Origin of the sequence: Maridesulfovibrio sp. (assembly GCF_965230075.1) — a bacterium.
Classification (GTDB): Bacteria; Desulfobacterota; Desulfovibrionia; order Desulfovibrionales; family Desulfovibrionaceae; genus Maridesulfovibrio.
Map to the genome: position 1 here is coordinate 2,398,182 of NZ_OZ245945.1, position 23,160 is coordinate 2,421,341.

At 47.4% G+C, this 23,160-nt stretch carries 22 protein-coding genes and 2 tRNA genes; 14 read left to right on the forward strand and 10 right to left on the reverse strand.

The window, feature by feature from the left end; genetic code table 11:
• Both ACO05Z_RS10865 and ACO05Z_RS10870 read right to left on the reverse strand, forming a co-directional pair.
• A complete protein-coding gene (locus ACO05Z_RS10865; RefSeq protein WP_421902204.1) occupies positions 1-468 on the reverse strand; it encodes a phage regulatory CII family protein in 468 nt (155 codons plus the stop codon).
• Between the two features lie 343 nt (positions 469-811).
• Positions 812-1,036 carry a hypothetical protein gene (locus ACO05Z_RS10870; RefSeq protein ID WP_421902205.1) on the reverse strand — a complete coding sequence of 75 codons (225 nt, stop codon included), beginning with the start codon at positions 1,034-1,036 and terminating at the stop codon, positions 812-814.
• Between the two features lie 530 nt (positions 1,037-1,566).
• Between ACO05Z_RS10870 and ACO05Z_RS10875 the strand changes: the two genes are divergently transcribed.
• From ACO05Z_RS10875 to ACO05Z_RS10885, 3 genes are all read left to right on the forward strand, one after another.
• Entirely contained in the window at positions 1,567-1,872 is a 306-nt protein-coding gene (locus ACO05Z_RS10875; protein ID WP_421902206.1) for a hypothetical protein, read from the forward strand.
• Between the two features lie 220 nt (positions 1,873-2,092).
• The gene (gene tcmP / locus ACO05Z_RS10880) at positions 2,093-3,265 is read left to right on the forward strand and encodes a three-Cys-motif partner protein TcmP (RefSeq protein ID WP_421902207.1); all 1,173 of its coding nucleotides are present in this window, start codon (positions 2,093-2,095) and stop codon (positions 3,263-3,265) included.
• Positions 3,266-3,268: 3 nt separating this feature from the next.
• Positions 3,269-3,988 (forward strand): DUF5131 family protein, encoded by a 720-nt coding sequence (locus ACO05Z_RS10885; RefSeq protein ID WP_421902208.1) that lies wholly within the window; start codon positions 3,269-3,271, stop codon positions 3,986-3,988.
• Between the two features lie 398 nt (positions 3,989-4,386).
• Here the strand turns inward: ACO05Z_RS10885 and ACO05Z_RS10890 are convergent, their stop codons facing one another.
• On the reverse strand, positions 4,387-4,803 hold the full coding sequence (locus ACO05Z_RS10890; RefSeq protein WP_421902209.1) for a hypothetical protein: 417 nt from the start codon (positions 4,801-4,803) through the stop codon (positions 4,387-4,389).
• 176 nt (positions 4,804-4,979) lie between these two features.
• Here ACO05Z_RS10890 and ACO05Z_RS10895 point away from each other — a divergent pair, with 176 nt between their 5' ends.
• The 3 genes from ACO05Z_RS10895 (at position 4,980) to ACO05Z_RS10905 (ending at position 7,047) form a co-directional block, all read left to right on the forward strand.
• Positions 4,980-5,471, forward strand: a complete 492-nt coding sequence (locus ACO05Z_RS10895; RefSeq protein ID WP_421902210.1) for a hypothetical protein — start codon at positions 4,980-4,982, stop codon at positions 5,469-5,471.
• Between the two features lie 4 nt (positions 5,472-5,475).
• Positions 5,476-5,736, forward strand: a complete 261-nt coding sequence (locus ACO05Z_RS10900; RefSeq protein ID WP_421902211.1) for a hypothetical protein — start codon at positions 5,476-5,478, stop codon at positions 5,734-5,736.
• A gap of 219 nt (positions 5,737-5,955) precedes the next feature.
• Entirely contained in the window at positions 5,956-7,047 is a 1,092-nt protein-coding gene (locus ACO05Z_RS10905; RefSeq protein WP_421902212.1) for a tyrosine-type recombinase/integrase, read from the forward strand.
• Between the two features lie 418 nt (positions 7,048-7,465).
• Here the strand turns inward: ACO05Z_RS10905 and ACO05Z_RS10910 are convergent.
• Positions 7,466-7,555 (reverse strand) — tRNA-Ser (locus ACO05Z_RS10910).
• Between the two features lie 217 nt (positions 7,556-7,772).
• Here ACO05Z_RS10910 and ACO05Z_RS10915 point away from each other — a divergent pair.
• Positions 7,773-9,131: a hypothetical protein gene (locus ACO05Z_RS10915; protein WP_421902213.1), complete on the forward strand. Its 1,359-nt coding sequence runs from the start codon at positions 7,773-7,775 to the stop codon at positions 9,129-9,131.
• Positions 9,132-9,181: 50 nt separating this feature from the next.
• On the opposite strand, the gene ACO05Z_RS10920 is transcribed toward ACO05Z_RS10915, so the two are convergent.
• The 3 genes from ACO05Z_RS10920 to ACO05Z_RS10930 form a co-directional block, all read right to left on the reverse strand.
• Positions 9,182-9,271, reverse strand: a tRNA-Ser gene (locus tag ACO05Z_RS10920).
• A 95-nt stretch (positions 9,272-9,366) separates the two neighbouring features.
• Positions 9,367-10,284, reverse strand: a complete 918-nt coding sequence (locus ACO05Z_RS10925) for a dihydroorotate dehydrogenase (protein ID WP_421902214.1) — start codon at positions 10,282-10,284, stop codon at positions 9,367-9,369.
• A gap of 3 nt (positions 10,285-10,287) precedes the next feature.
• The gene (locus ACO05Z_RS10930) at positions 10,288-11,082 is read right to left on the reverse strand and encodes a dihydroorotate dehydrogenase electron transfer subunit (RefSeq protein ID WP_421902215.1); all 795 of its coding nucleotides are present in this window, start codon (positions 11,080-11,082) and stop codon (positions 10,288-10,290) included.
• A 57-nt stretch (positions 11,083-11,139) separates the two neighbouring features.
• Here ACO05Z_RS10930 and ACO05Z_RS10935 point away from each other — a divergent pair, with 57 nt between their 5' ends.
• The gene (locus tag ACO05Z_RS10935; protein WP_421902216.1) at positions 11,140-13,116 is read left to right on the forward strand and encodes a peptidase U32 family protein; all 1,977 of its coding nucleotides are present in this window, start codon (positions 11,140-11,142) and stop codon (positions 13,114-13,116) included.
• 38 nt (positions 13,117-13,154) lie between these two features.
• Here ACO05Z_RS10935 and ACO05Z_RS10940 read toward each other — a convergent pair whose 3' ends face one another.
• Both ACO05Z_RS10940 and ACO05Z_RS10945 read right to left on the reverse strand, forming a co-directional pair.
• A complete protein-coding gene (locus tag ACO05Z_RS10940) occupies positions 13,155-13,493 on the reverse strand; it encodes a phenylpyruvate tautomerase MIF-related protein (RefSeq protein ID WP_421902217.1) in 339 nt (112 codons plus the stop codon).
• A 13-nt stretch (positions 13,494-13,506) separates the two neighbouring features.
• Entirely contained in the window at positions 13,507-14,391 is an 885-nt protein-coding gene (locus tag ACO05Z_RS10945) for a helix-turn-helix domain-containing protein (RefSeq protein ID WP_421902218.1), read from the reverse strand.
• A gap of 372 nt (positions 14,392-14,763) precedes the next feature.
• Here ACO05Z_RS10945 and ACO05Z_RS10950 point away from each other — a divergent pair, with 372 nt between their 5' ends.
• From ACO05Z_RS10950 to ACO05Z_RS10975, 6 genes are all read left to right on the forward strand, one after another.
• Positions 14,764-15,783: a TRAP transporter substrate-binding protein gene (locus ACO05Z_RS10950; RefSeq protein WP_421902219.1), complete on the forward strand. Its 1,020-nt coding sequence runs from the start codon at positions 14,764-14,766 to the stop codon at positions 15,781-15,783.
• Positions 15,784-15,917: 134 nt separating this feature from the next.
• Positions 15,918-16,436 (forward strand): TRAP transporter small permease, encoded by a 519-nt coding sequence (locus ACO05Z_RS10955; protein ID WP_421902220.1) that lies wholly within the window; start codon positions 15,918-15,920, stop codon positions 16,434-16,436.
• Between the two features lie 19 nt (positions 16,437-16,455).
• Positions 16,456-17,733 carry a TRAP transporter large permease gene (locus tag ACO05Z_RS10960; RefSeq protein WP_421902221.1) on the forward strand — a complete coding sequence of 426 codons (1,278 nt, stop codon included), beginning with the start codon at positions 16,456-16,458 and terminating at the stop codon, positions 17,731-17,733.
• Between the two features lie 15 nt (positions 17,734-17,748).
• Positions 17,749-19,083 carry a Zn-dependent hydrolase gene (locus ACO05Z_RS10965; protein WP_421902222.1) on the forward strand — a complete coding sequence of 445 codons (1,335 nt, stop codon included), beginning with the start codon at positions 17,749-17,751 and terminating at the stop codon, positions 19,081-19,083.
• Entirely contained in the window at positions 19,080-20,123 is a 1,044-nt protein-coding gene (pyrC, locus tag ACO05Z_RS10970; RefSeq protein ID WP_421902223.1) for a dihydroorotase, read from the forward strand. Before ACO05Z_RS10965 ends, pyrC begins: the two co-directional genes overlap by 4 nt.
• 67 nt (positions 20,124-20,190) lie before the next feature.
• Positions 20,191-20,886 carry an orotate phosphoribosyltransferase gene (locus tag ACO05Z_RS10975; RefSeq protein WP_421902224.1) on the forward strand — a complete coding sequence of 232 codons (696 nt, stop codon included), beginning with the start codon at positions 20,191-20,193 and terminating at the stop codon, positions 20,884-20,886.
• Between the two features lie 50 nt (positions 20,887-20,936).
• On the opposite strand, the gene ACO05Z_RS10980 is transcribed toward ACO05Z_RS10975, so the two are convergent.
• Positions 20,937-23,108, reverse strand: coding sequence for a methyl-accepting chemotaxis protein (locus ACO05Z_RS10980; RefSeq protein ID WP_421902225.1), 2,172 nt, complete (start codon positions 23,106-23,108; stop codon positions 20,937-20,939).
• Positions 23,109-23,160: the final 52 nt, after the last annotated feature.

The following is a 23,160-nucleotide window of genomic DNA, read 5'->3' on the forward strand; positions in this document are numbered from 1 at the left end:
TTATCCCTTCACAAGGTATTTAATACGGTTGCGCCAGAACAGAGCCGATGAAATCAGTTCCATGATTTCTTTATCGAACTCCGCGAACTCTTGAGCCGTTACGTTGCCGTCTTCCATAATGGCGGCGAATTTGACCACCGCGTCACTGAATTCTTTAGTGGTGCGGTTCATGTCGTCTTCCAGCGAGTCCGAAAAAATGCCTGCTTCAGGAAGCGGGACAACAACCATATTCATCTGCTGGGCAATGGCTTCAAGCGGGGCCACTGATCCGCATGTTTTCATAAGCGGCACGAGGTCCAGAACACCCATTTTCGCGGTGGAATCTTCGGGGTTCAGTTCCTTGTATAAGGTCCAGTGGCTTTTGGTGGAACCGAAGGTCTGTTCGGTTATGACTTCCACCGACATATTATGGTGTCGCAGCACCATATTTTGGATTTCTACGGCTACGCTTTTGCGTTCGTCTTTCATGTGGTTCCTCCGGTTCCAAAGAGGGCTGCTATCTGTAGTAGATAGGCTATCTTTGTGGTGCTACTGTTCAGTTAATGGGTTCTAATTTATCTTTGTCATTGCTCTTCAGAAGCTCCTTCTGATATTTAGTCAAACCACCACAGAATGACTTATAAATCAGAAGGAGAACCGTAGATGCTAACTCATAAGTATTGCCCAATTGCAAAGCGTAAAATTAGTGAGGCTGGAGCCGATAACGCTGCAAGTTGTGACAATCTTGAATGTAAATTTTTGTACAAGAATCACTGTATATTAATTCAGGGGCATTTAGCTGAAGAAACTGATCGAATGCTATTGCTCGAAATCAGAGAACTTCTGCGATCAAAGAAGTAGGAATATCAGCAGAAACAGGCTTAAATTTAATCGAATGGTCAGCCTTGTTTCTGCTGTCCTCAAGAACTTCTTTGACGACTTCAACTGCGTAGCTCGATTCGGCAAAGGTTAAGCCTGAAAGGTTTTCAAGCATCTTTTCAACAACCTTTCTTGCCTTTTTCCTCTCCGTGTCATTGAGCTTCGTATATGGGTACATATTCCACTCCTTTTAGCTGCGAGACACGCGCCCCGCTGTCAGCATGCTTAAATTTCCGGCTACTATCCATTGTAGCCAATTAACGGACATGAATTAGATGATTCAGGTCCGGGGTCTGTGCTATCTTCCTTCCCTCTCTCCCTACATTCACACTCACTGCACGTTAGCGGCGGGCTATGGGTGTGTTTGAATTGGTAGAGGGGGCAGGTTTCGTTGCAGGGGGTTGGAGACATTTAGTGGGCCTCCAGTGGTGGCAAAGGGAACTTCTCAGGATAGGCGATGTGTTGAGCCAGCCGGACAACAGTAGAATCAGCCCGCAGTGTCGATTTGATACGGCGGTAGGATGCTGGGTGGATTGATAGCGCGCTGGCTACGTTTGCTTTGCCTAGTTTTTGCTCTAGTTCGGTGACTAAGTCTTTTGAGAATGGTTCGCTTCGTTTCATGCGAACACACTAGCGCAAATTGCACCAGAAAGACAAGAGCAATTTTCAAACTTACGGCGTAGGTTAATATGATCTAATTAAATACTTATGAGCGCAGAACTTTTTGAACAAACGGTTGTCGAAGAAATTTGCATAATTGCAGAAGAAAAAGACATGAACCACAGTCAGCTTGCCAAGGCTGCTTTTGGTGATGCCGAAAAATCAATCACAAGGTGGAGACAGATCAGGCTTCCGAGGAAGAATACAGGAAAGCCTCAGTCTCTTACTGTGGCTGATACTTATAGTTTATGTCAGGGGCTGGGGATTGAATTTGGGGCTTTGATGTTTAGGGCTGGAGAACGGTTTAAAATAAATCAAGCCAAGATCGCGAGTGAACGGAAAAAGTTGGCTTAAGCATTGTTTTTTCTAATGGTCATGAACTACGTCCAGTAGTGACAGCGTTACTGAAAAACACTTTTCGACTTATCTGAGTTCATTTTTTTTACCCTTAATTAAAGCATAATGGATGATATATAGCATAAAAAATACACAACGTTAAAATATATTCTTAATTAGACGCAGTAATCTACGAACTATAAACAGAATATTAAAGGTGACTTTACGGGGAGGCAAGATGCAGAAACAAGGGTCATTGTTGGACATTTGTAATCATAATGGAGCCAAGAAAAAGACTGCTAAAAGAAACAAGAAGGATTTTTTTGACAAATTCGATCAGGGAACATGTTTAAAGCTCGATCTTCTTGAGAGAAGTGTAAAATCTTGGTTGCCTGTTTTCATTACACAGAATTTTATAGAAGAAATTAATCTTGTAGATTTTTTTGCTGGCGAAGGAAAAGATGCATCTGGCAAGAAAGGAAGTCCTTTAAAGATCATAGATACAATTCAACTTTTCAGTAATTTAATTACAAAACGGGAAAAAGGACTAACAATAAATTTGCACTTCAATGACGACAATCAAGGTGCAACTGAAAGGCTTAAAGTTCACTTGAAAAAAATTAAAGATAAGGTTCCTGTTTATGTAGACATAAAAATAACCAACAAAACATATGAAGATCTTTTTGAAGAGATTTTACCTTCACTGGACAAAAACAATGTTGCCAATTTCTTATTTATTGATCCTTTTGGATTGGCTTTAACTCGTGATCATTTCCAAACAATATCTTCATTAAGAAGAACTGATTTTATTTTATTTACGCCAGTTACCAATGTACAACGTTTTTGTGAGCAAAATGGATTTAAACAGCATTTTCCAGGCCTTAAGAGGTCTTATTTTGAAGATCCTAAAACCGCACATCGTAAGTTGTGCGAGTATATAAAAAAGAATTGGGTAATAGATGAATATTATTTGCATTCTTTTGCTATTCAAAAAGCAAAAGGTCATAGGCATTGCTTAATATTTGGGAGTCGTAACAAATTAGGTGTGTATAAATTCATTGAATCGTGCTGGAAAGAAGACCCTGAAAATGGCGAGTCCAATTTTTCCTTTGAAGGAGATCTTAGAACTGAAGATTGTCCTATGATCCCTGAATTGGCAGGTTCTCAAAAGATTAAAAATTTTCAAGCCTCATTAGACAAATTGATAAGGCAAAAAGCTATTTTGAGCAATCAAGACATTTTCGATTTTGCATTAGATGCTGGCTTTCATCCTCCGTCATCTCATGTAAAAGATGTTTTAAAAAAACTTAAAAAAGACAAGGTTATAAAGAACAATTTATCTCGATTTGGACTTTCATATAATAGTGTAGACAAGGGTCTTGTAGACCTAGAATTTATCACCTATAGATAGCGCATGGCTATAACGAAAATTGAATGGACTGAAGCTAGCTGGAACCCGATGACTGGCTGTACGAAAATTAGTGCAGGCTGTAAGCACTGCTACGCTGAGCGTATGGCAATGCGGTTGCAAGCCATGAATAGCGAGAATTATTCAAATGGGTTTAAGTTGACTACACATCAACATGCTTTAACTAAACCATTTGAATGGAAAAAACCTCAAATGATTTTTGTGAATTCTATGAGCGACATTTTTCATGAAGAAGCTCCTTTTGAGTTTATAAAAAAAATTTTTGGTACAATGCATATGGCTAATTGGCATACGTATCAACTTCTTACTAAGCGTTCTGGGAGGCTTAAAGAATTGGCACCGCGATTATCGTGGGCAAACAATATTTGGATGGGTGTAACTGTTGAGTCTGCCGATTATAAGCATCGAATAGATAATTTAAAATCAACTTCTGCTAAGACTAAATTTCTTTCTTTGGAACCATTATTAGGGCCAATTGGGAAATTGGATTTAGAAGGAATTGATTGGGTTATAGTAGGAGGTGAGTCTGGCCCTAATTCACGTCCTATGGAAGAAGACTGGGTTATTGATATTAAAAAACAGTGTTTAGCTCAGAATACCCATTTCTTTTTCAAGCAGTGGGGGGGCAAAAACAAGAAAAAAGCTGGACGTTTGTTGCAAGGGACGACTTGGGATCAAATGCCTACTCCTGTAGCCGCTATTTAGCCTTTTGATTAATCAAGCCCTGCTTTTGTAGGGCTTTTTTGTTACTTTCTCATATTTCAGACTTAAAAGAGATAGCGCAATTTGCGCTATTTTTTTATTTACAACTAGTGCAATTTGCACTACTACTAATTTTACCACAGCAACCCACCACGCCGAAAGCTCCGCGACAAAGGGCCGGACAGTAAACGGGTGAGAAGCGGTGTTAAATCAAACTAGGAGTGTTGGAGATGAGTGAAGAATTCCCACCTGCACCGAATAGCAAGACCTGTGAAGTAGCTTTAGAAATGGTCAAAGTCTTGAATGAATCAGGCGTAAAAGGAGCGATAGCACGAGAAAACGTGTGTTTCCTCGTGCTTATGATGGCTTGTGGTCACCACGGATTTGGAAGTGTTCGAGACTCACTGTGTTGCAAATGACTTAAATAATTCAGTCATAGCAACTCGGACTAATGCTTTGCTTGCTTCCCCTGCACCGCTTTTGGATAAGGCAAGCAATTTGTCTCCAACTGAAGTTTCAGATTCAAGAGATGAAGGCATTAACTTCATTAGTTCAAGCCCCTTGGGTGAGAGAACAGCACTGTGGAGCATGTATCTAGAATACCCTGAGGCAGAAACGTACCCAGCCTGCCAAAGCCATTCAAGAGTTGCGCTGGCAACGTAGGCTTCATCAGGAAAGACTCCACTATCGTTACAATCTTCGTTAGTGAACCCAGCGATTCTTGAGCCAATCATGGTCCTAGGAACAGGAAAGTATTCATAGAGTTCAGCAAAAATTTCGGCAGTGTACTGGTTAAAAAGATCAATATTTGTAGACATGTCACTATCTCCTTTATTGATCTTCTAACCAAAATAGTAGGCAGAGTGTCAAGAACACCACCCTACTCCCACAAACAGCGGTCCTTTTCGTTCTCCACGACCCCACAGCGAGAAGGACCGCTAAAAACTCAAATCATAAGCGCAGAATCTGAAACACGGAATTAGGAGCTTTCCTTATGAAACGACCAGCCAGACATAGAATTGAAGGATTCGATTACGAAATTGATGAATTAGGCCAGCTATTCAGCACTAACGACACACCGGGCTACGGCATCGGCTACCAGATCATGCCGAGCAGGACTAATTCAAAGACAAAGCCCACCTATAAGCTCACCAAGAATGGTGGATCAATTACTTGCCGTGTGGATGTGCTGGTGGAGCAGTATTGCACCTGCTGTGAAACTTTCGATTCTAAATGGTACTGGCGCACCCGTTTGGGTGCAACGGATCAGAATAAAGAGCTTCGCGCAGCCTTCCTTGAGCGCAAAGCAAAAGGGCTTCCTCACCCTAAAGCGAAGAAAGCAAAGGCTGAAAAAGAGGTGGCTGCATATGTCTTTATCCCGTGGTCAAATCCAAACGAGCTAGACAAAAGTATGCAGATTGAAGCGGAGTATTCAGCAGCTATCGGCGGCGATTCCCGCGATGCATCCATGTGTCCTATCCGGTGATGTTATGAAAAACACAATCCATGTCGTCTTCACCCACCATGGCAAACATGTTGGAATATTGAAATCCGTCACAGGCTCCAACTATTCAGATTGCCTTGCTCAAGCCCGCGGACATGCCGAGCGGACAGCAAGGCGGCTCTTGTGTGATGCAAAGTCTGACGGTGCGGTGAATGTCTGTGAAGCCGGAAATAAACAAGGCCCGCTGCTTTGGTCTAGTCGGATTCTTCCGGTCTATGATGATCCTTACAAGCCTTGGAGGGATTAATGGAACTCCAACCACCAGAAATAGACCTCACCTGCCTAAACTATAAGGAACTGGCAGAGAAGCTAAAGCTGGATTTTAAGACCCTCCGCTCACGGTGGAAGAACTACCCCCATTTTTTTGTGACACCTAATGGCTGGCAAAAGCCCCGACTTGAATCAGCCAGATTCGATTACCACGAAGTACTGAACCACTGCAAAGCGCAAAGCAAAGGCTTGACCCATGACAACGACACTGAACGTATACTTTCGCCCCTACAAAGGGAAAAACGGGAAATACCGGGCGTACTTCAAGTATCGCGGGAAACAGCCGTCCAAAGTGGTCGAAACTCAAAAGGAAGGCAGACAGTGGGCGCAAACAAAGAAAAAGGAGATAGACAGGGAACTAGCAAGGCTCAACGCTTTGATGTTTTCCGCCGCGTCATATGATTATCTTCTGGACTGTGAAGACAGGAACATGACCACCGGAACCGTACAGGAAAAGCTCAACCACTTAACTGAATTCGCAGAATGGACCCTTGCCTACATACAAAGAATCAACCCTGAAGCTGTTGATTTCCTGCTTGATGATGTCAGCCTTGAAATTGCCCGTAAATACTACCGCCACACTTGCAAGGCCCGTACGGTCAAAACTGCAAACAACCACGTTAAAAACCTAAAGGCATGCTGGAATTTCCATATCAAGGAAGAACGGATATTATCTAACCCGTGGCCCAAGCTTGAAAAGTCAGAAGGCGATGAAGCCACCGTTTATATTCCCCCTGCTGAAGACGTGGTCGCGGCATACAATGCTGCTAAACCATGGCAGCAGGATTATATTCAAATTTTACTAAAAACAGGAGGCCGAGCAGGAGACCCACGGAAACTTAAATGGGAAAGTGTAGATTTCGCTAACGGTACCCTCAGTTTTTGGACCAAAAAGAGAAAAGGCGGAAAAAAAGAATACCGTATAATCTCAATGCCGGAAGGCTCCACCCTGCACACCCTTCTGCTGAAGATTTGGAAAGATAGAGAAATTGATTCAGAATACGTTTTCAACAACCCTCGCACCGGAACCGGATATACACGGCAGGCAGACGGCATTAAGTATATGCTCCATTACGCTTGCGCAATTGCAGGAGTCCGCCGATTCACCCTAAAGGATTTGCGCGACTTCGTAGCCCTTCGCCTTGATGATTCGAAAGAAGCCAGCCTTACCGATATTCAAAACATCCTCGGACACAAAAGGCCGACCACAACAGATATTTACCTGAAAGCCAAACGCGGCAACACCGAAACAGCCGCCCGAATATTGGATAATGACGACCTAGTTTAACCCCCTCCTCTACCCCGGCAAAACGGCCCTGCTGAACTATCAGCAGGGCCGTTTTGTTATTTTGGTGCATACAAAATGACGATTAGTCCAAGCGTACCGGGGCTTCCCGACCTTACGTAGGTGCAAAAAATAAATTGCACCAAACGGATATTCAGTAGTCTTGCCATAGAAAACAAATCACGCAGAACAACCGTTAGCCCAATAACACCAACGGTTCCCAGCCTTCCGTAGGTGCAAAAATATTTTTGCACCAAATAGCCATTCAGTCCCGACTACAAGCCCTTGGAAATTTTGGAATCCAAAGGATAAAAACAGAATAAAAATCAAAACGCGGGCAAAAAGGTGCATTTCGTGGTGCACAAAATCGGCCCCAAACAGAAAAAGGCTTACGTCTGTTGACGTAAGCCTTTGAATTTACTGGCGGAGAGGAGAGGATTCGAACCTCCGATAGCGTTAACTATACACGCTTTCCAGGCGTGCTCCTTAAGCCGGACTCGGACACCTCTCCGCTTGGGAGAAATGTGTTTAGCTAAATCAGAACTCCTTGGCAAGCACTTTTTTCAATTATTCGAACTTAAACTTAGATTTTATTTGGTTATAAAAAATCCAGCCTAATTCCAGACTATTTCACACCCCGATGAAGCCAACAACCAGCAAACAATATATCATTATAGCATTATCCTAAATAATCAGTTAATGTTCTCCCAAACCCCAAGGAGAATATAATGAACCGTCACAGTAGGACTTCACTACTCTTCATCGTCCTTTTCTTGTTATCAGCATCCCCATTATTCGCAACAGACATATCCCAAGGCCTGCAGTGTCCACCGGGATGGAATGACAACTATTCAGCACGCGGCAACGACCTAATAAAACAATGCATCTCCCCGGCTCAGGATGCTGCCATCGAGCTATACGCCGCTCCCGGACAGGAAGTTCCTCTCGGCAGCCTGCTCGATATGTGGGCGCGGGAAATGACCCAACGCGGTCTACCCTTCCAGAACAAAGTTTCTGAAGTTCCCGGACAGGTTTCGGGCTACCCGGCCGTGACCCGGACATATTCCGGTCAGACTCGTGACGGCAATCAATTCGATTCACACCTCGTCGCTTCCAGATACAATGGCGTAAACTACGTTTTCCAAGGCTTTGCCCTGAAAGGCCGCAGTCAGGCATGGCATCAGCTAAGACATGCCATGAACAGCTGGTACTATCCGGGTGCGGGACAGCATAGCTACAATAATCAGCAGGGCGGCCTGCCACTGGGAACCGGAAGTTCAGGCAACGCACCTTATGGGAGTGACCCTTATGGCAATCAGCAGGCTAACTCCGGCAATAATCCATATGGAAATACTCCCTATAACACCCAACAGACCGCAGCAGTAAATTCCGGCAATTCACTACCCACAATCTCCGGGACCTTCTTAGCTGACAAAAAAGACTACTGGAACGGAAAATACCACTACCGAATTTACCTCTTTAATGGTGACGGAACCTATACCTCCGGCAGCAAAAATGCTGCAACCGGAAAAGTCAAAATGGGTAGCAGCAAAAAAAGGTTCAAAATTTCAAAATCAGGTAATCTTTTTGTCGTAAGCAGCGGCGGTTCCTGCACCGAAGGTTTTGTAACCGACACTGAAAACAATGAAATCAGACGTTTTAAAAGCGGATGCTACAGCCCCGGCGGAAGAGCCATGTACTTTAAAAAAGTGTCGGGTAATTTTGCCAGCACAAACAATAACGCCAACTCAGGCAGCACAAGGCCTCAAATTGTCGGCACATTCATTTCCCACAAAACTGACTTTTGGAACGGAAAAAACCAATACAGAATTTATAAGTATTACTCCGATGGAACATATGTAGGGGGCTCCCAAAACGCCAGAACAGGCAAAGTGGTAATGGGAAAAAACAGATTCAAATATAAAATCAATAAATCTGGCAACTCCTACACTATTAAGGGATCAAAAAATTATTGTACCCAAGGATTTGTAAAACAAATCCAGAACAACATGATCACCAGCTTCCAAAGCGGATGCTATACCCACAAGGGCAAGGAAAGGCTTATCTTTAATAGAGTAAGACAATAAAATAAAAAGCCCCTCGCAACATCGTTGCAAGGGGCTTTGTGAATTCAAGCTGGCGGAGAGGAGAGGATTCGAACCTCCGATAGCGTTAACTATACACGCTTTCCAGGCGTGCTCCTTAAGCCGGACTCGGACACCTCTCCGCTTGGGTGAAAAAGGATTTAGCTAAATCAGACTTGCTTGGCAAGCACTTTTTTCAACTTTTCCCAATTATTTTAAATTAAATGAAAAACCAAGTCTATTTAGGCAACTGAAGGCTTCCGATAAACTCGTCCAAAGACTCAGCTTTTACCATTTCCAGAACCTTGGGCAACTCTTCAGCCACCTTGAAGGCGAGGTCCGGGCTGATGAAGTTTCCGGTACCGATCTGCACAGCCTTGGCCCCTACGAGCAGGAATTCCGCTGCATCTTCAGCAGAGGTAATACCACCAAGTCCCATGACCGGAATTTTAACTGCATTCACAGCCTGATACACACATCTAAGAGCAACAGGCTTCACTGCCGGACCGGACAGCCCACCAATCACGTTGGCAAGACGCGGAGTTCTACGCTCAATATCAACAGCCATGCCGGACAGGGTGTTAATCAGCGAAAGCGCATCCGCCCCGCCGTCTTCGGCTGCTTTTGCACAAACGGTAATGTCGGTGACATTGGGGGAAAGCTTGATAATTACCGGTTTGTTACCAGCATTCTTCTTTACCGCCTCGGCAACCCTGGTGATCTGCTTGGGGTCCTGACCGAAGGCGATGCCGCCCTCTTTTACGTTGGGGCAGGAAACATTAACCTCAAGGGCTGCAACGCCCTCTTCACCGGCAAGAACATTAGCCAATTCACCGAATTCCTCGGCATCAGTGGCATAGAGGTTCGCCAGCACGGGCAGGGTCTTCCAAGGCAGCTTGGGCAATTTCTTTTCAAGAAAAACTTCCACGCCCGGATTCTGAATGCCGATGGCATTGAGCATGCCACAAGGAGTTTCCGCAATTCTGGGCATGGGGTTCCCTTCCCTCGGCTTAAGGGAAAGTCCTTTAACCACGATACCGCCCAGAGATTCAAGATCACCGAAGCGCTTGAACTCAAGACCAAAACCGAAAGTCCCGGAAGCGGTAAGGATAGGGTTCTTAAGCTTCAGTCCGGCAAAATCAATTGACACATCCATTTCTTAATCCTCCAGACTGAGATTATTAGCTTTGAAAACAGGACCGGTGGTACAGACCTGAGTATGATGGTCATCGCCATCCTTGCAGACACAGCCAAGGCAAGCACCAACGCCGCAAGCCATACGGTTTTCAAGGGAAAGCTCCGCATCTGCACCGTATTTATTTGCAGCATTCCAGATGGTTTTCAGGAACGGATGGGGTCCGCAGGCCACGATAAGGCCATCTTTTTCCGCGTACTCCTTAACCAGCTCTTCCACCCTCGCAATGATGGTAGGAATGTCTTCAGGCTTGGTTTCGCGGATATCTTCCACATCAACCTTGCCTGCCAAACCCTTATAAGGATAGTTTTCCAGCGGAGGACGGTGCGCGAAAAACAATTTCAAATTTTCGGGCTGCGGATGGGTATCGACATATCCGCAAAAGGGGGCTAAACCCATCCCTCCGGCGAGCATGAGTACGGGGCGGTTCTGCGGTTTGCTGAAGAAGTTACCCAGCGGTCCCCAGATATTTACTTCATCGCCCTCTTTCAGTTCCAGCAGACGGGCAGTTCCACGGCCGACAACCTGAAAAAGGATGGTCAGACTGGTCTCATCTGCGTTACAAATAGAGAAAGGACGTCCCCAAACGAGGTCCAAAGGCCATGAAACGGGCCTGATCATGACGAACTGTCCGGCCCGCCAACCCGGCTTCCATTCCGGATATTCGAGTTTGAGTTCGACTATTTCCTCACCGGGTGAGGATAATCCGAGGGGCTTATTGCTGATGACTTTAACAGCCCTGCAATTGTTTGCACTCATGATTTAATCCTGTAGATTTTTGCTGACCGCACTTTTGCGGCGTAAGCGTGATACATTATGAATGAACATAAACCAGAAATTCTTGCTCCGGCAGGCGATAAATCCTCTTTCCTTGCAGCCATAGCCGCAGGTGCGGACGCCGTATATGCCGGACTTAAACATTTTTCCGCTCGCATGGAAGCTTATAATTTCGCTACTAGTGAGCTTGCAGCCCTTGCTGAGCTGGGCCGGGAAAACGGGGTCCGCACCCATATTCCCATGAATACCCTCATCAAGCCTGATGATATCAACTCCGCAGCCCGCCTCGTGGAGCGCATCTCCCGTACAGTTAAACCGGATGCCCTGATCATTCAGGATATCGCCATGGTCGAGATCGCACGTCAAGCCGGATTTGAAGGTGAACTCCATCTTTCCACCCTCGCCAACGTCAGCCACCCAGCAGCACTCAAGACTGCGGAAGAACTGGGCGTGGACCGCGTGGTTGTTCCCCGCGAGCTGAACCTTGATGAAATCAGGATGATGGCTGATGCCTGCCCTGATTCCATGACCCTTGAGATGTTCGTCCACGGTGCGCTCTGCTATTCCGTTTCCGGCCGCTGCTACTGGAGCTCCTTTTTCGGCGGCAAGAGCAGCCTGCGCGGCCGCTGCGTACAGCCCTGCCGCAGACTCTACGGCGGAGCCAAACGCAAGGATCAGCCCAAGCGCCTTTTCTCCTGCCTCGACCTCAGCCTCGACGTGCTGACCAAGCCGACCCTTGCTATTCCCAAAGTCAGCTCATGGAAAATCGAAGGCCGTAAAAAAGGCCCCCACTACGTCTACTACACAGTAGCGGCTTACAAAATGCTGCGCGACAATCCCAATGACGCAAAAGTCAAAAAGGATGCTGTGGAGCTACTCGAACTCGCACTGGGCAGACCGTCTTCACATTCCGTATTCCTGCCGCAGCGCCCGTTCACCCCGCTTGATCCGTCCAACGAAACCGGTTCCGGTTTCCTGATCGGCATCACCAAACAGGAGAAGAACGGCAAGCCCTACTTTAACTGTAGACAGGAACTCCTCGCCGGAGATTTCCTGCGCATCGGTTATCAGGACCAGCCCGGACACCAGACCATGAAGATCCGCAAATTCATCCCCAAACGGGGCAAGGTCTCAATTCCGGTCAAGGGCAAAATGCGCCTCAAGTCCGGCACTCGCGTGTTCCTTATTGACCGTCGCGAAGAAGGTCTGACCAAGGCGCTCAAAAAACTTGATTCAAAACTTTCAAAGATCAAAGTTACGGAAAACGTGGCCAGCGACATGATCATCGATCTGCCGCAGCCCTGCCCGCTGCCGGAACGCACCGCGCGTCATACTCTGCACCGCAATCCGCCCAAGGGTAAAACCAAATTTGGTACCGATGTATGGCTTTCCATGAACGCTCTTAAGCGCACCCCGCGTCCGGCTGTTTCCAAGATATTCTGGCACCTGCCCCCGGTGGTCTGGCCCGACGAGGAAAAGGATGTTCAGAAGATCATCGACATCTGCCTTAGCGGCGGCGGACGTGATTTCGTGCTCAATGCGCCGTGGCAGAAAGCGTTCTTCCCGAACGATGCCAACGTCCGCTTTCATGCCGGTCCGTTCTGCAACGTATCCAACCCGCTAACCATCGAAATGTTAGCCGATATGGGCTTTTCATCCGCTTACGTCAGCCCGGAACTGGCCCGCGATGACTTCCTTGCCCTGCCGCAGAACAGCCCGCTTCCGCTGGGCGTAATCCTTTCCGGCATGTGGCCGCTCGCCCTTTCAAGGATCATTTCCGACGAGACCGAGCTAATGAGCCCCATCTACAGCCAGAAGAAAGAAATCTGCTGGGCGCGCAAGTACGGACAGACCTATTGGATCTACCCCGGCTGGCCCATTGATTTCAACGCGGAACGCAAGGTGCTGGAGAATTCCGGCTACACCATGTTCCTGAATATTGAAGAGCCATGGCCCCGCGCAGTGCCGGAACCGCACCGAACCAGTAATTTCAACTGGGATTTAAGCTTGTTATAGTAAAAAAATGGGTAGGAAATTTCTCCTACCCATTTTTTTTAACCAAAAGTACTGCCATTCCAACCGAACATTTCTCGTTCGTGGGAATCCATTTCTATGTAAATTCTATCCGGTGAAATATCTAATTTTTCACCCATAAACTTACATAAAACCGCGGACAATCCCTTACACTGGGAAGCCTGCAAACCAAGACTCTTCAAAGTCAACAATGCGCATGGATCAGCCTTACCGCCAAAGCTCATCTTAAGGTCGGCATGTATAGCAATCATGACATATGCTTCAGGCTTGCCCACATTCTCAGCAGTCAGCTTTGAAAGTTCGACCACAAAATTTTCATCTGCAATATCAACATTGGTTTCAACTCTTAGGTACGGCACTATCTTCTCCTGACTATTTGCAATCTTCTATCATCTTGCGCAGGTAATCAGCGGCCCTGCGTCCTTTTAGCGCGGGACCCCAAAGCTCGGTAATCATCTGCTGGTGAAGCTCAAGCGCTTCGGGTGCCGATGTTAACATGCCCACGCCTAACCGTACATTGGGGAAATGACATAATTTATAAGGGCTCAAGCAAAGAGTTGAACGTTCGGATTGGCGAAAAATCTGAAAATGGGTGCTGGGAACCGAATCAACAAGCAGACCGATCTGAACACCGATAGGCTGTTCTTCAAGCAGGTTGATAAAATTCTCTACTTCACGTCGGGCAACCTCGCGACGCTTCTGCAGTTCATCTTCGGGCAGATCAAAAGTTCCGACAAAGCCGCTACGCAAAAACTGCTCAAGATTAGTGGCAGAAGCAAGGTTAACCATCCCCGGCCTGCGCTGGTAGTAACCTTTTTTGCGTTCGCGCAGCACAGTCATAATTTCAGCAATATGGTTTAAAATATCCGGGTCACCCTGCAGCTCTTCCGGCAAACCTTCTTTAATGGAAATCTCAAGATACTCATCAAATTCATCTGTGGTCAGCAGGTAGGAAACCAGCCCGAACATGACCGAAAGCTGCTCCGATTCTGCTTCGTTCTGGCGCATGCGCTCAAAAAAACTGATCGCTGAAGAAATATACTCAACGCCGACCCCCATCAATGACGGCAACGACACTCCAAGCAAATCGGCTATGGATTCGAGAGTTTCCAGCTTAGGCGGATCACCTTTTTCATATCGGTACAGTGCAGCCCGGGATATACCTATCTTAGCGGCAATCTCCTCGGTGCTGTATTTACTGCCCAGCCTGAACGCCTTCAAACGCTGGCCTATTTCCTTGGGACTAAGTTCATTCATTCGCCCGTCTCCATCGAAAGCTTAAATTCAACTGCCATATTCATATAAGATGTAGAACTTCACTAACAGACAGTCTCTTTACCATTATTGTTATCAATTATGACTCAAAATCTCATTTTTGTGAACATTTTTTTGAATTGTTTCAAAAATGAGATTTTTCTTGACAAAATTCTATTTTTTGATTGAAATCCAGCAAATCAAATCATAACTGCAAGCAAATATGAATTTCCTTTTAATTCATCATGCAGGCTGTTAAATTTGCAATCAAACCCGACAGCCAGTCGGGAAATACCGGATGCACGGTTCCGGTTCGACTTGATCTTGTGACTCTGCTCGGCAGTTTCACGCACACACTTTCAGGAGGCTTCCAGAATGAAATTTTTCGGACGAATTGTTACAGTAGCTCTGGCTTTGTGCATGGTCATGGGTGGAGTCATTTCCGCCAATGCCGCCAAATACGAAGCCCGCATCGGTCACCTTGAATCTCCTCTGCAGCCCCGCCATCAGGGTCTGGAAAAAGTCGCCAAGCTCGTTAAAGAACGCACCAACGGCGAAGTTGAATTTAAAATTTTCCCTTCTTCCCAGCTCGGCAACCAGCGCCAGATGAACGAAGGCGTACAGTTCGGAACCATTGAAGGTACTGTTTCTGCCGCAGCTTTCCTCGGCGGATTCAACCCTGCAGTTTCCATCATGGATATCCCCTTCCTGCTTCCTGTTGACCGCGCAAAAGCACAGGAACTGCGTCAGGGCAAGTTCGGTAAGGCACTGCTCAAATCCTTTGAGTCCAGAGGCTTCAAAGCAATCGCTACCTGGCCCAACGGTCGCAAAAACTTCACCTCCAACAAGCCCATCTCCACCATCGCGGACTACAAAGGCCAGTCCTTCCGCGTAATGGATTCCAAAATCCTCATCGAACAGTTCGCAGCAATCGGCGCTTCCGCAATCGCTCTGCCTTTCGGTGAACTCTACACCGCTCTCCAGAACGGTGTTGTAGACGGCGAAGAAAACCCCCTCGACACCATCCAGCGTATGAAGTTCTACGAAGTACAGAAGTACCTCGTAACTTCTGAGCACGGTGCAATGGAAGACTATGTTCTCTTCAACCCTTCCTACTGGGAATCCCTTCCTGAAAAATACCAGAAAATCATCGTGGATACTTTCATTGAAGTAATGCCCGGTGTTGAAGCACACAAAGAACAGGCTCAGAAAGACGCTCTTGAAGTTATCAAGAAAGCAGGCGTTCAGGTCTCCCCCCTGCAGCCTGCAGACCGCGCTGCAATGCGTGAACTCATGTACCCCAGAACCAAAGCGGCTTACCTTGCCCGCGCAGGCGCTCAGGGTCAGAAGCTGATCAAGCTTTACGAAGAAGAATACGCACGTATCATGAAATAAGTTGGACGTTTATTCACGGCAGGAGAGGACATCCTCTCCTGCCTTTTGTTGAGAACATTCACGAGATTAGAATTTGGTGAAAAATTTACCTGAAATTAATATCTTTCAGGTAGTTACACCCGGAGTTTTTTAGAATGCGTAAGTTGCTGGGTTCCCTGCTGAACGGGATACGGATAATCGAAAGAGTGCTGATCATTTCCATCAACCTGATCATGGTCGGCCTGTACACATTCAATGTTCTGGTAAGGGAAATCATGCCCCAATACGCCAGCACTTTCGCATGGATTGATGAAGCTACACGCTTGCTCATGGTCTGGGCAGTTTTCCTCGCCCTCGGACTTGCCCTTGAAAGGGGCCGTCAGGTGGCTGTAACCACACTTTTCGAAAAGATGCCCGACCTGCCGCGCAAGACTGTCAGCATCCTGATTAACCTGACCGGAACTGTCTTCAGCTGCTATCTGGTCTGGCTGGGTATTGCTCTTGTTAAATTCGTTATGCGCACCGGACAGCTCAGCCCCACTTTGGGACTGCCCATGTACTGGCTCTATATTGCGCCTACCGTTGGATTCGGACTGCTGGCCCTGCGCTATCTGCTCGAACTCTTAAATATCAATGATCGCCACACCCGGCCCATCCTTACCCAGACCAAATAATTAAGGCAGGTAGCAGAAAATGACTCCCGTAATTATCCTCATCGCCCTTTTGATGCTCGTCTGCGGTTTTGAAATGCTGCTGGTGCTCGGCGTGCCCGCATTCCTGACCAAGACCTTCATGTTTCCCCGTATTCCCGATCCGGTACTGATTCAGAAACTGGTCGGCGGAATCAACTTTTCCACCCTGCTGGCAATTCCCTTCTTCATCTTTGCCGCAGAGCTCATGGCTTCAGGCCAGATTGCAAAGCGTCTAACCGACCTGATCAAATTTTTCACCGGGCACCGTCTCGGCGGCATCGGCCACACCACAATTTTCGGTTCCATGGCTTTCGGTTCCGTATCCGGTTCTGCACCGGCAACCGTTGCCGCCATGGGCAAGCTCATGTACCCAGAACTGCGCAAGACCGGATTCAGCGAAAAATTCAGCCTCGGCCTGATTGTTTCCAGCGCTGAAACCGCACTCCTTATTCCGCCCAGTATCACCCTGATCATTTACGGTTGGATGACCGGAACCTCCATCACCGGACTGTTCATCGGAGGTCTGGGAGTAGGCTTGGCGCTTGGTCTGGCCTTTGCCGGACTGGTTATTTTCGAATCCCTGCGCAAGGGCGTAGGCCGTGGCGAAAAGACCACCGTTCCCTTTTTCTCCGTATTCAAATCCGCTTCATGGGCACTGGGTCTGCCGATCATCATTCTCGGCGGTATCTATTCCGGCCTGTTCACCCCCACAGAAGCAGCAGCGGTTTCCGTTGTCTACGCTATTCTTATTGAAGCATTTGTGTACAAGAACCTGTCCTTTTCCCGCTTGATCAGCATCACCGAGCGGGCAGCTATCTCCACCACAATTATTTTCATCCTGCTGGCCATGGGTAGCGTTCTTTCCTACTTTGTGACACTGGCCCAGGTTCCGGTCCTGATCACCAATTTCCTGAACGATATTCAGGCCGGACCGATCACCTTCCTGATGATCGTAAACGTGGCATTTTTCCTTGCCGGAATGTTCATTGATCCCAACTCAGCCCTGCTGATCCTCGTACCGCCCCTGTATCCGGTTGCACTTTCCATGGGCATCGATCCCATTCATTTCGGTGAAATCGTCTGCCTGAACATCTGCATCGGCATGATCACTCCGCCCTTCGGTCTGGACATCTTCGTGGCTTCCTCCACTCTGGAAAAGCCGGTCATGTCCATCATCAATGGAGTCTGGCCTTTCCTGTTCATTAATATTCTGGTCCTTATTCTGGTAACCTATGTTCCCGGCGTGGCAACTTTCCTGCCCAGCCTTGTTGCCCCTTAAGGAAGGATATCTAAAATGATGAACGCAATGACCAGCAATATGGGTGGAACGGGCAGCAGCACCAGCCCACATCCTGTTCCCCAGAATCAGGCATCCTTAGAGCATATCACAGCAGAAGCGGATAAACTCTTTGCCGATCTGGAAGAACTCTCCCGTGATGTGGCCGGGGTATCCCGTCCTTCATATGGAGAAGCGGAAACACGGGCCTTTGAGCTAATTGAAAATTTCGCACACAAGGAAGGCTTGATCACTCATCGCGACAATGCCGCAAACCTTGTCATCGAACTGGAAGAAATTCCCGAAGATGAAGAATACATCCTCATTGGGTCGCACCTTGATTCAGTGCCCCAAGGCGGGAACTATGACGGAGCCGCCGGAGTCATTGCCGGACTGCTTTGCCTTGCAGAAATCAAACGCAGCGGCAAAAATCCTGAAGTTCCGGTCAAGGTAATCGCCCTTCGCGGTGAGGAAAGCGCATGGTTTGGAGCCTGTTACCTAGGTTCCAAGGCCCTGCTCGGTAAACTGGAAGAATCCGAACAGGAACTTCTCCAGCGAGACGACAGCCGCCCACTAAAAGATCATATGATTGATTGCGGTGCTGATGTGAAGCGCATTGCCAAAGGCGAAATGCTCATCGACACCTCAAAAATAAAGGCATTCCTTGAGATGCATATTGAGCAGGGTCCGGTCATGATCGCCCGCAATCTGCCTGTTGCCGCTGTAACAGGAATCCGAGGCAATATCCGCCACCGAAAGATCAAATGCATCGGTGAGGCCGGACATTCCGGGGCTGTTCCCCGCTGGCTGCGCAAGGATGCGGTATTCGCGACCTCAGAGTTGATCACCCGTATTGATGATCACTGGACAACCATCCTTCAACATGGTGGCGATCTGGTGGCAACCTGTGGTATCCTCTGCACTGATCCACAACACCATGCCATGTCGCGCATTCCCGGTGAAGTGACTTTCAGCTTTGAGGCACGCAGCCAGTATGAACATACCCTTGCGGCTATTGAAGCACTGCTCCACTCGGAGTGCGCAACTATTACCCATGAACGCAGGGTGAATTTTGAATTCGACAAGCCGGTCAAGACTCCGCCTGCTGTGCTGGATCAGGATCTTCTGGATCGTATAAACAATGCTTGCATTGCGGAAGGCTTACCTGTAGAAGCTATTCCCAGTGGAGCTGGGCACGATGCCTCGCTCTTCGCCAACGCGGGTGTTCCCACAGGCATGATATTCGTGCGCAACCGCAACGGCTCACACAACCCGGAAGAGGAAATGGACATGGAAGACTTCATCCGGGGCCTTTCAGTACTGCACCGCACAATTACGGAGTTCAAAATATGAACAACGAAATAACCATCATTAGACCTGATGATTGGCATCTTCACCTGCGCGATGGAGATATGCTTGCGGCAGTGCTTCCTTCCAGTGCAAATATTTATGGTCGGGCCATCATCATGCCCAACCTTATGCCTCCGGTAACTACGGCAGGACTCGCCGAAGAATACCGCAGACGCATCATTAGTGTCCGCCCTGAAAGTTCACATTTTGAGCCGCTCATGACCTGTTATCTGACAGATTCAACTTCCGCGGACGACATCCATACAGCTTACGCAGTAAAAGCATTTCATGCAGTAAAACTCTTCCCGGCCGGAGCAACCACCAATTCCGACAACGGCGTTACTGACATCAAAAATGTCTACTCCGTACTGGAAGCCATGCAGGAAATCGGCATGCCCCTTTCCGTACATGGAGAAGTTACCGACCCGGAAGTGGATGTCTTTGACCGTGAAGCAGTCTTCATCGAACGGGTGCTTGAACCTGTTCGCAAGGACTTCCCTGAACTCAAAGTCGTATTCGAACATCTGACCAGTAAGGCCGGTGTTGACTATGTACTTGAGCAAGAGAAGAATACGGTTGCCACCATCACCCCGCACCACTTGTTGCTTACCCGTAACGATCTCTTCAAAGGCGGCATGAATCCTTACATGTACTGTCTGCCCGTAGCCAAGACCTTCGAAGACCGCGAAGCTGTGCGTAGGGCCGCTGTTTCCGGTGATGAACGATTTTTCCTCGGCACTGATTCTGCCCCCCATCCAGCCCGGGCCAAAGAAAAGGCCGGAGCTGCGGCGGGTATTTTCAATGCTCCCACTTCTATAGGATATGTAACTCAGGTGTTTGACGAGCTGAATGCTCTGGACAAACTCGAAGGGTTTACTTCTATATACGGTGCCAGATTCTACGGATTTTCTCCCAATGGCAGCACTATTACTTTAGCCAAACGAGAAACCCCCGTTGAAATGGACTGGCAGATTAAAGTCGGAGGAGATATCGTAAAGATATTCAAACCCGACACTCCCTTATTTTGGGATTTGGTTGATTGATACCAGCTGAACCGATATATTTCGGTTCAGCTTTTTTTTCGCGATACAAATAACACAAGGAGAAAAAATGGTTCCTACCAGCTTTCCTGACAAAGAAACCATCGCTGAAATCACAGCGAAAATGCTCATCGAAGTAGAAGCAGTTCACTTCCGTGCAGATGAACCTTTCAAGTTCACCTCCGGCTGGGCCAGCCCGGTCTACATTGACTGCCGCAAGCTCATTTCCTTCCCCCGCGTCCGTCAGACCCTGATGGATTTCGGTGCTTCCGTAATCCTGCGCGAAGTCGGCTTCGAATCCATCGACTGCGTTGCCGGTGGCGAAACCGCTGGTATTCCCTTCGCCGCATGGCTCTCCGACCGCCTCATGCTGCCCATGCAGTACGTACGCAAAAAACCCAAAGGATTCGGCCGTGACGCTCAGATCGAAGGTGATTTCGCTGAAGGCTCCAAAGTCCTGCTCGTAGAAGACCTGACCACCGACGGTCGCAGCAAAATCAACTTTGCTCAGGCTCTGCGCAAAGCCGGTGCTGAAGTAACTCACACCTTCGTACTCTTCCACTACGGCATCTTCCCCAAAGCAAAGGAAACCCTTGCCGAAGCCGGACTCGAAATGCTTTCCCTCGCAAACTGGTGGGATATTCTCAACGTTGCCAAGAAAGAAAAGTACTTCGACAACAAGTCCCTCGAAGAAGTAGAAAAATTCCTCAACAACCCCGTTGAGTGGTCTGCCGCCCACGGTGGTATTTCCACTTACCCTGAGTAAGCAATTTAATAAAAGAGGGGGATATCATATGATATCCCCCTCTTTTATATTTAGAACCTTTCCATTCCATCATAGTTTTCGGCAGATTCGAGAGCCTTCGGCTCTTCAAGGCCAGCTACTTCGCAATTCCCTGTGGAATCACACTTAAAATACCCCATCATTCTGCGCAAACCTTCAGCCTGTCCTGCCAGTTCCTGCGAAGTTGCCGAGACCTCTTCTGCTGCTGAAGCTGAGGACTGGGTAGCAACCTCTACTTGAGATACAGCAGAACCGATCTGCCTGATAGATTCACCCTGTTCTTCACAGGTAGCGCTGATTTCCTCCACCAGATCAGAAGTCTTTCCTATTTCCGGCACCAGTTCATTCAGCATACGGACAGCCTTATCAGCCACGTTTAAGGTATTGGTGGAAAGCTCGCTGATCTCCCCGGCTGCAATTCCGCTGCGCTCGGCCAGCTTCCTGACCTCTGCGGCAACAACAGCAAATCCCTTACCATGCTCCCCAGCCCTAGCAGCTTCAATGGCTGCATTTAGAGCCAGCAAATTGGTCTGGCGCGCTATATCCTCGATGATGGTAATTTTCTCGGCAATATCCTTCATGGCACCAACTGCTCCGGAGACAACCTCACCGCTCTCCCCTGCCTTGGAGGCTGCTTTGGAGGCAATTCGAGATGTTTCCTGAGAATTGCTGACATTCTTCTCAATAGATGCTGTGACGGAGTTGATCGAAGCAGAAAGTTCTTCCACACTGGCTGCCTGCTCGGATGAGCCCTGAGACATGGATTCGGATGTGGCAGCCAGTTCTTCACTACCTGCCGCAATATTGGAGACTGCCTCATTCACCCCGGTCACAACATCACGCAACCTGTAGATCATATTTCCCATGGCATTGAGCATCACTCCTGTCTCATCACGACTGGCGGACTGCACATTCTGATTAAGATCACCATCAGCCATCTTCATTACCGTACTCTCAGCAGTTCGCAGCGGACGGGCAATGGCATTTGTGACTAATAAAGATATGACAATACCGATAAACAACGCTGCACCGCCGATACCCAGTGCTGTCTTTGAGAATATTCCAGCCTCAGCTTTAAGAGACACGGTGCGTAGCCCCATACGCTCTTCCGCTAAATCATGAATTTTAACCAGTTCAGGTTCAATGGCATGAACTGCTGCACGCATTTCACTATTTTGCTCGGCAATATGTTTATTCTCATTAACAAGTAATAAAAATGCTGTCCGATACGTCTTAATGAACTTTTCAATCTCAATTCTTTGCTTTTCCGGCACAGAAGATTCAACAAAAGCAACGTTCAATTTTTCAAGACCTGCGAGGGTTCTCTTTACATACTTTTCACTTCCGCGAAGCAAATAATCCTTTTCATACCTGCGTACAGCAAGAATCAAGGACTGCACTCGGGGAACAAATACAGTTTTTAAAGCCTTCTCCATCTTTGCGGCTGAAGTTCGCGCTTGAAGATACAGTGAATCCTGTTCGTCCGCCGGCACTCCTTGCATAATACGCTTCATGGCCGGAGTGTATATTGCCAAAGCCTTAAGTTGTAATTCCTTAGCACTTTCTGCACATCCACTTTTATCCAATCCATCCTTGTACGCATTTACTGCAGCAAAAAATCTTGAACGATACTTAGCACTCCCGGTCCTTATAAAATCTTTCTCATACCTGCGCATCTGCAACCATTGCAGGTATAAATCGTCTACGGCAAATGCCGGGACACGGTCCATTATCACATGGGCGGCTTCCCTGAACTCGCCCTGCAAACCCTCTTTAGGAGTCAAACCTTTTACCAAATAACTTTGAACTATCCCTTTGAATACCTGCAAATATTGTTGGGCATCATCCCGGATTTCTGAAGCCAACTGGCCGATTTCGACCAATCCTGTTTTATGGGCTGTCTTGGAGACATTCTCCATAGTAGAAATTATTCTGGATACTCTTTTTTCAACTCTGGGGGGATATTTCATATCCCTTCGGAGCATGAAATCCTTTTCTGACCTGCGAGCTTCGAGCATGGCAATCTCCGCCTGCTGGACCAGCTGTGAAATGTATACTTCTTCATTTAAAACATCAGTATACCCTTCCCCGGTTTCCATCAGCGCGAACTGATACATCCCCAGTGCAGAAGCACACAAACTTAAAACAATAATGATGTTACCCAAGAACTTGGTCTTAATTTTAAAACTATCCAATAAGCTCATGTTCCCTCCATCTCGACTGACTTTCCATTAATTAGTCCAGTTGTATGAGTGC

Excerpts from the sequence above, each read along its gene's own strand:
- ACO05Z_RS10890 (WP_421902209.1), bottom strand. The coding sequence starts at position 4,803 with ATGTCTACAAATATTGATCTTTTTAACCAGTACACTGCCGAAATTTTT.
- ACO05Z_RS10950 (WP_421902219.1), top strand. The coding sequence starts at position 14,764 with ATGAAATTTTTCGGACGAATTGTTACAGTAGCTCTGGCTTTGTGCATG.
- ACO05Z_RS10875 (WP_421902206.1), top strand. The coding sequence starts at position 1,567 with ATGAGCGCAGAACTTTTTGAACAAACGGTTGTCGAAGAAATTTGCATA.
- ACO05Z_RS10955 (WP_421902220.1), top strand. The coding sequence starts at position 15,918 with ATGCGTAAGTTGCTGGGTTCCCTGCTGAACGGGATACGGATAATCGAA.
- ACO05Z_RS10960 (WP_421902221.1), top strand. The coding sequence starts at position 16,456 with ATGACTCCCGTAATTATCCTCATCGCCCTTTTGATGCTCGTCTGCGGT.
- ACO05Z_RS10935 (WP_421902216.1), top strand. The coding sequence starts at position 11,140 with ATGAATGAACATAAACCAGAAATTCTTGCTCCGGCAGGCGATAAATCC.
- ACO05Z_RS10865 (WP_421902204.1), bottom strand. The coding sequence starts at position 468 with ATGAAAGACGAACGCAAAAGCGTAGCCGTAGAAATCCAAAATATGGTG.
- ACO05Z_RS10905 (WP_421902212.1), top strand. The coding sequence starts at position 5,956 with ATGACAACGACACTGAACGTATACTTTCGCCCCTACAAAGGGAAAAAC.
- pyrC (WP_421902223.1), top strand. The coding sequence starts at position 19,080 with ATGAACAACGAAATAACCATCATTAGACCTGATGATTGGCATCTTCAC.
- ACO05Z_RS10965 (WP_421902222.1), top strand. The coding sequence starts at position 17,749 with ATGATGAACGCAATGACCAGCAATATGGGTGGAACGGGCAGCAGCACC.
- ACO05Z_RS10980 (WP_421902225.1), bottom strand. The coding sequence starts at position 23,108 with ATGAGCTTATTGGATAGTTTTAAAATTAAGACCAAGTTCTTGGGTAAC.
- ACO05Z_RS10885 (WP_421902208.1), top strand. The coding sequence starts at position 3,269 with ATGGCTATAACGAAAATTGAATGGACTGAAGCTAGCTGGAACCCGATG.
- ACO05Z_RS10930 (WP_421902215.1), bottom strand. The coding sequence starts at position 11,082 with ATGAGTGCAAACAATTGCAGGGCTGTTAAAGTCATCAGCAATAAGCCC.
- tcmP (WP_421902207.1), top strand. The coding sequence starts at position 2,093 with ATGCAGAAACAAGGGTCATTGTTGGACATTTGTAATCATAATGGAGCC.
- ACO05Z_RS10900 (WP_421902211.1), top strand. The coding sequence starts at position 5,476 with ATGAAAAACACAATCCATGTCGTCTTCACCCACCATGGCAAACATGTT.
- ACO05Z_RS10915 (WP_421902213.1), top strand. The coding sequence starts at position 7,773 with ATGAACCGTCACAGTAGGACTTCACTACTCTTCATCGTCCTTTTCTTG.
- ACO05Z_RS10945 (WP_421902218.1), bottom strand. The coding sequence starts at position 14,391 with ATGAATGAACTTAGTCCCAAGGAAATAGGCCAGCGTTTGAAGGCGTTC.
- ACO05Z_RS10975 (WP_421902224.1), top strand. The coding sequence starts at position 20,191 with ATGGTTCCTACCAGCTTTCCTGACAAAGAAACCATCGCTGAAATCACA.
- ACO05Z_RS10895 (WP_421902210.1), top strand. The coding sequence starts at position 4,980 with ATGAAACGACCAGCCAGACATAGAATTGAAGGATTCGATTACGAAATT.
- ACO05Z_RS10925 (WP_421902214.1), bottom strand. The coding sequence starts at position 10,284 with ATGGATGTGTCAATTGATTTTGCCGGACTGAAGCTTAAGAACCCTATC.
- ACO05Z_RS10870 (WP_421902205.1), bottom strand. The coding sequence starts at position 1,036 with ATGTACCCATATACGAAGCTCAATGACACGGAGAGGAAAAAGGCAAGA.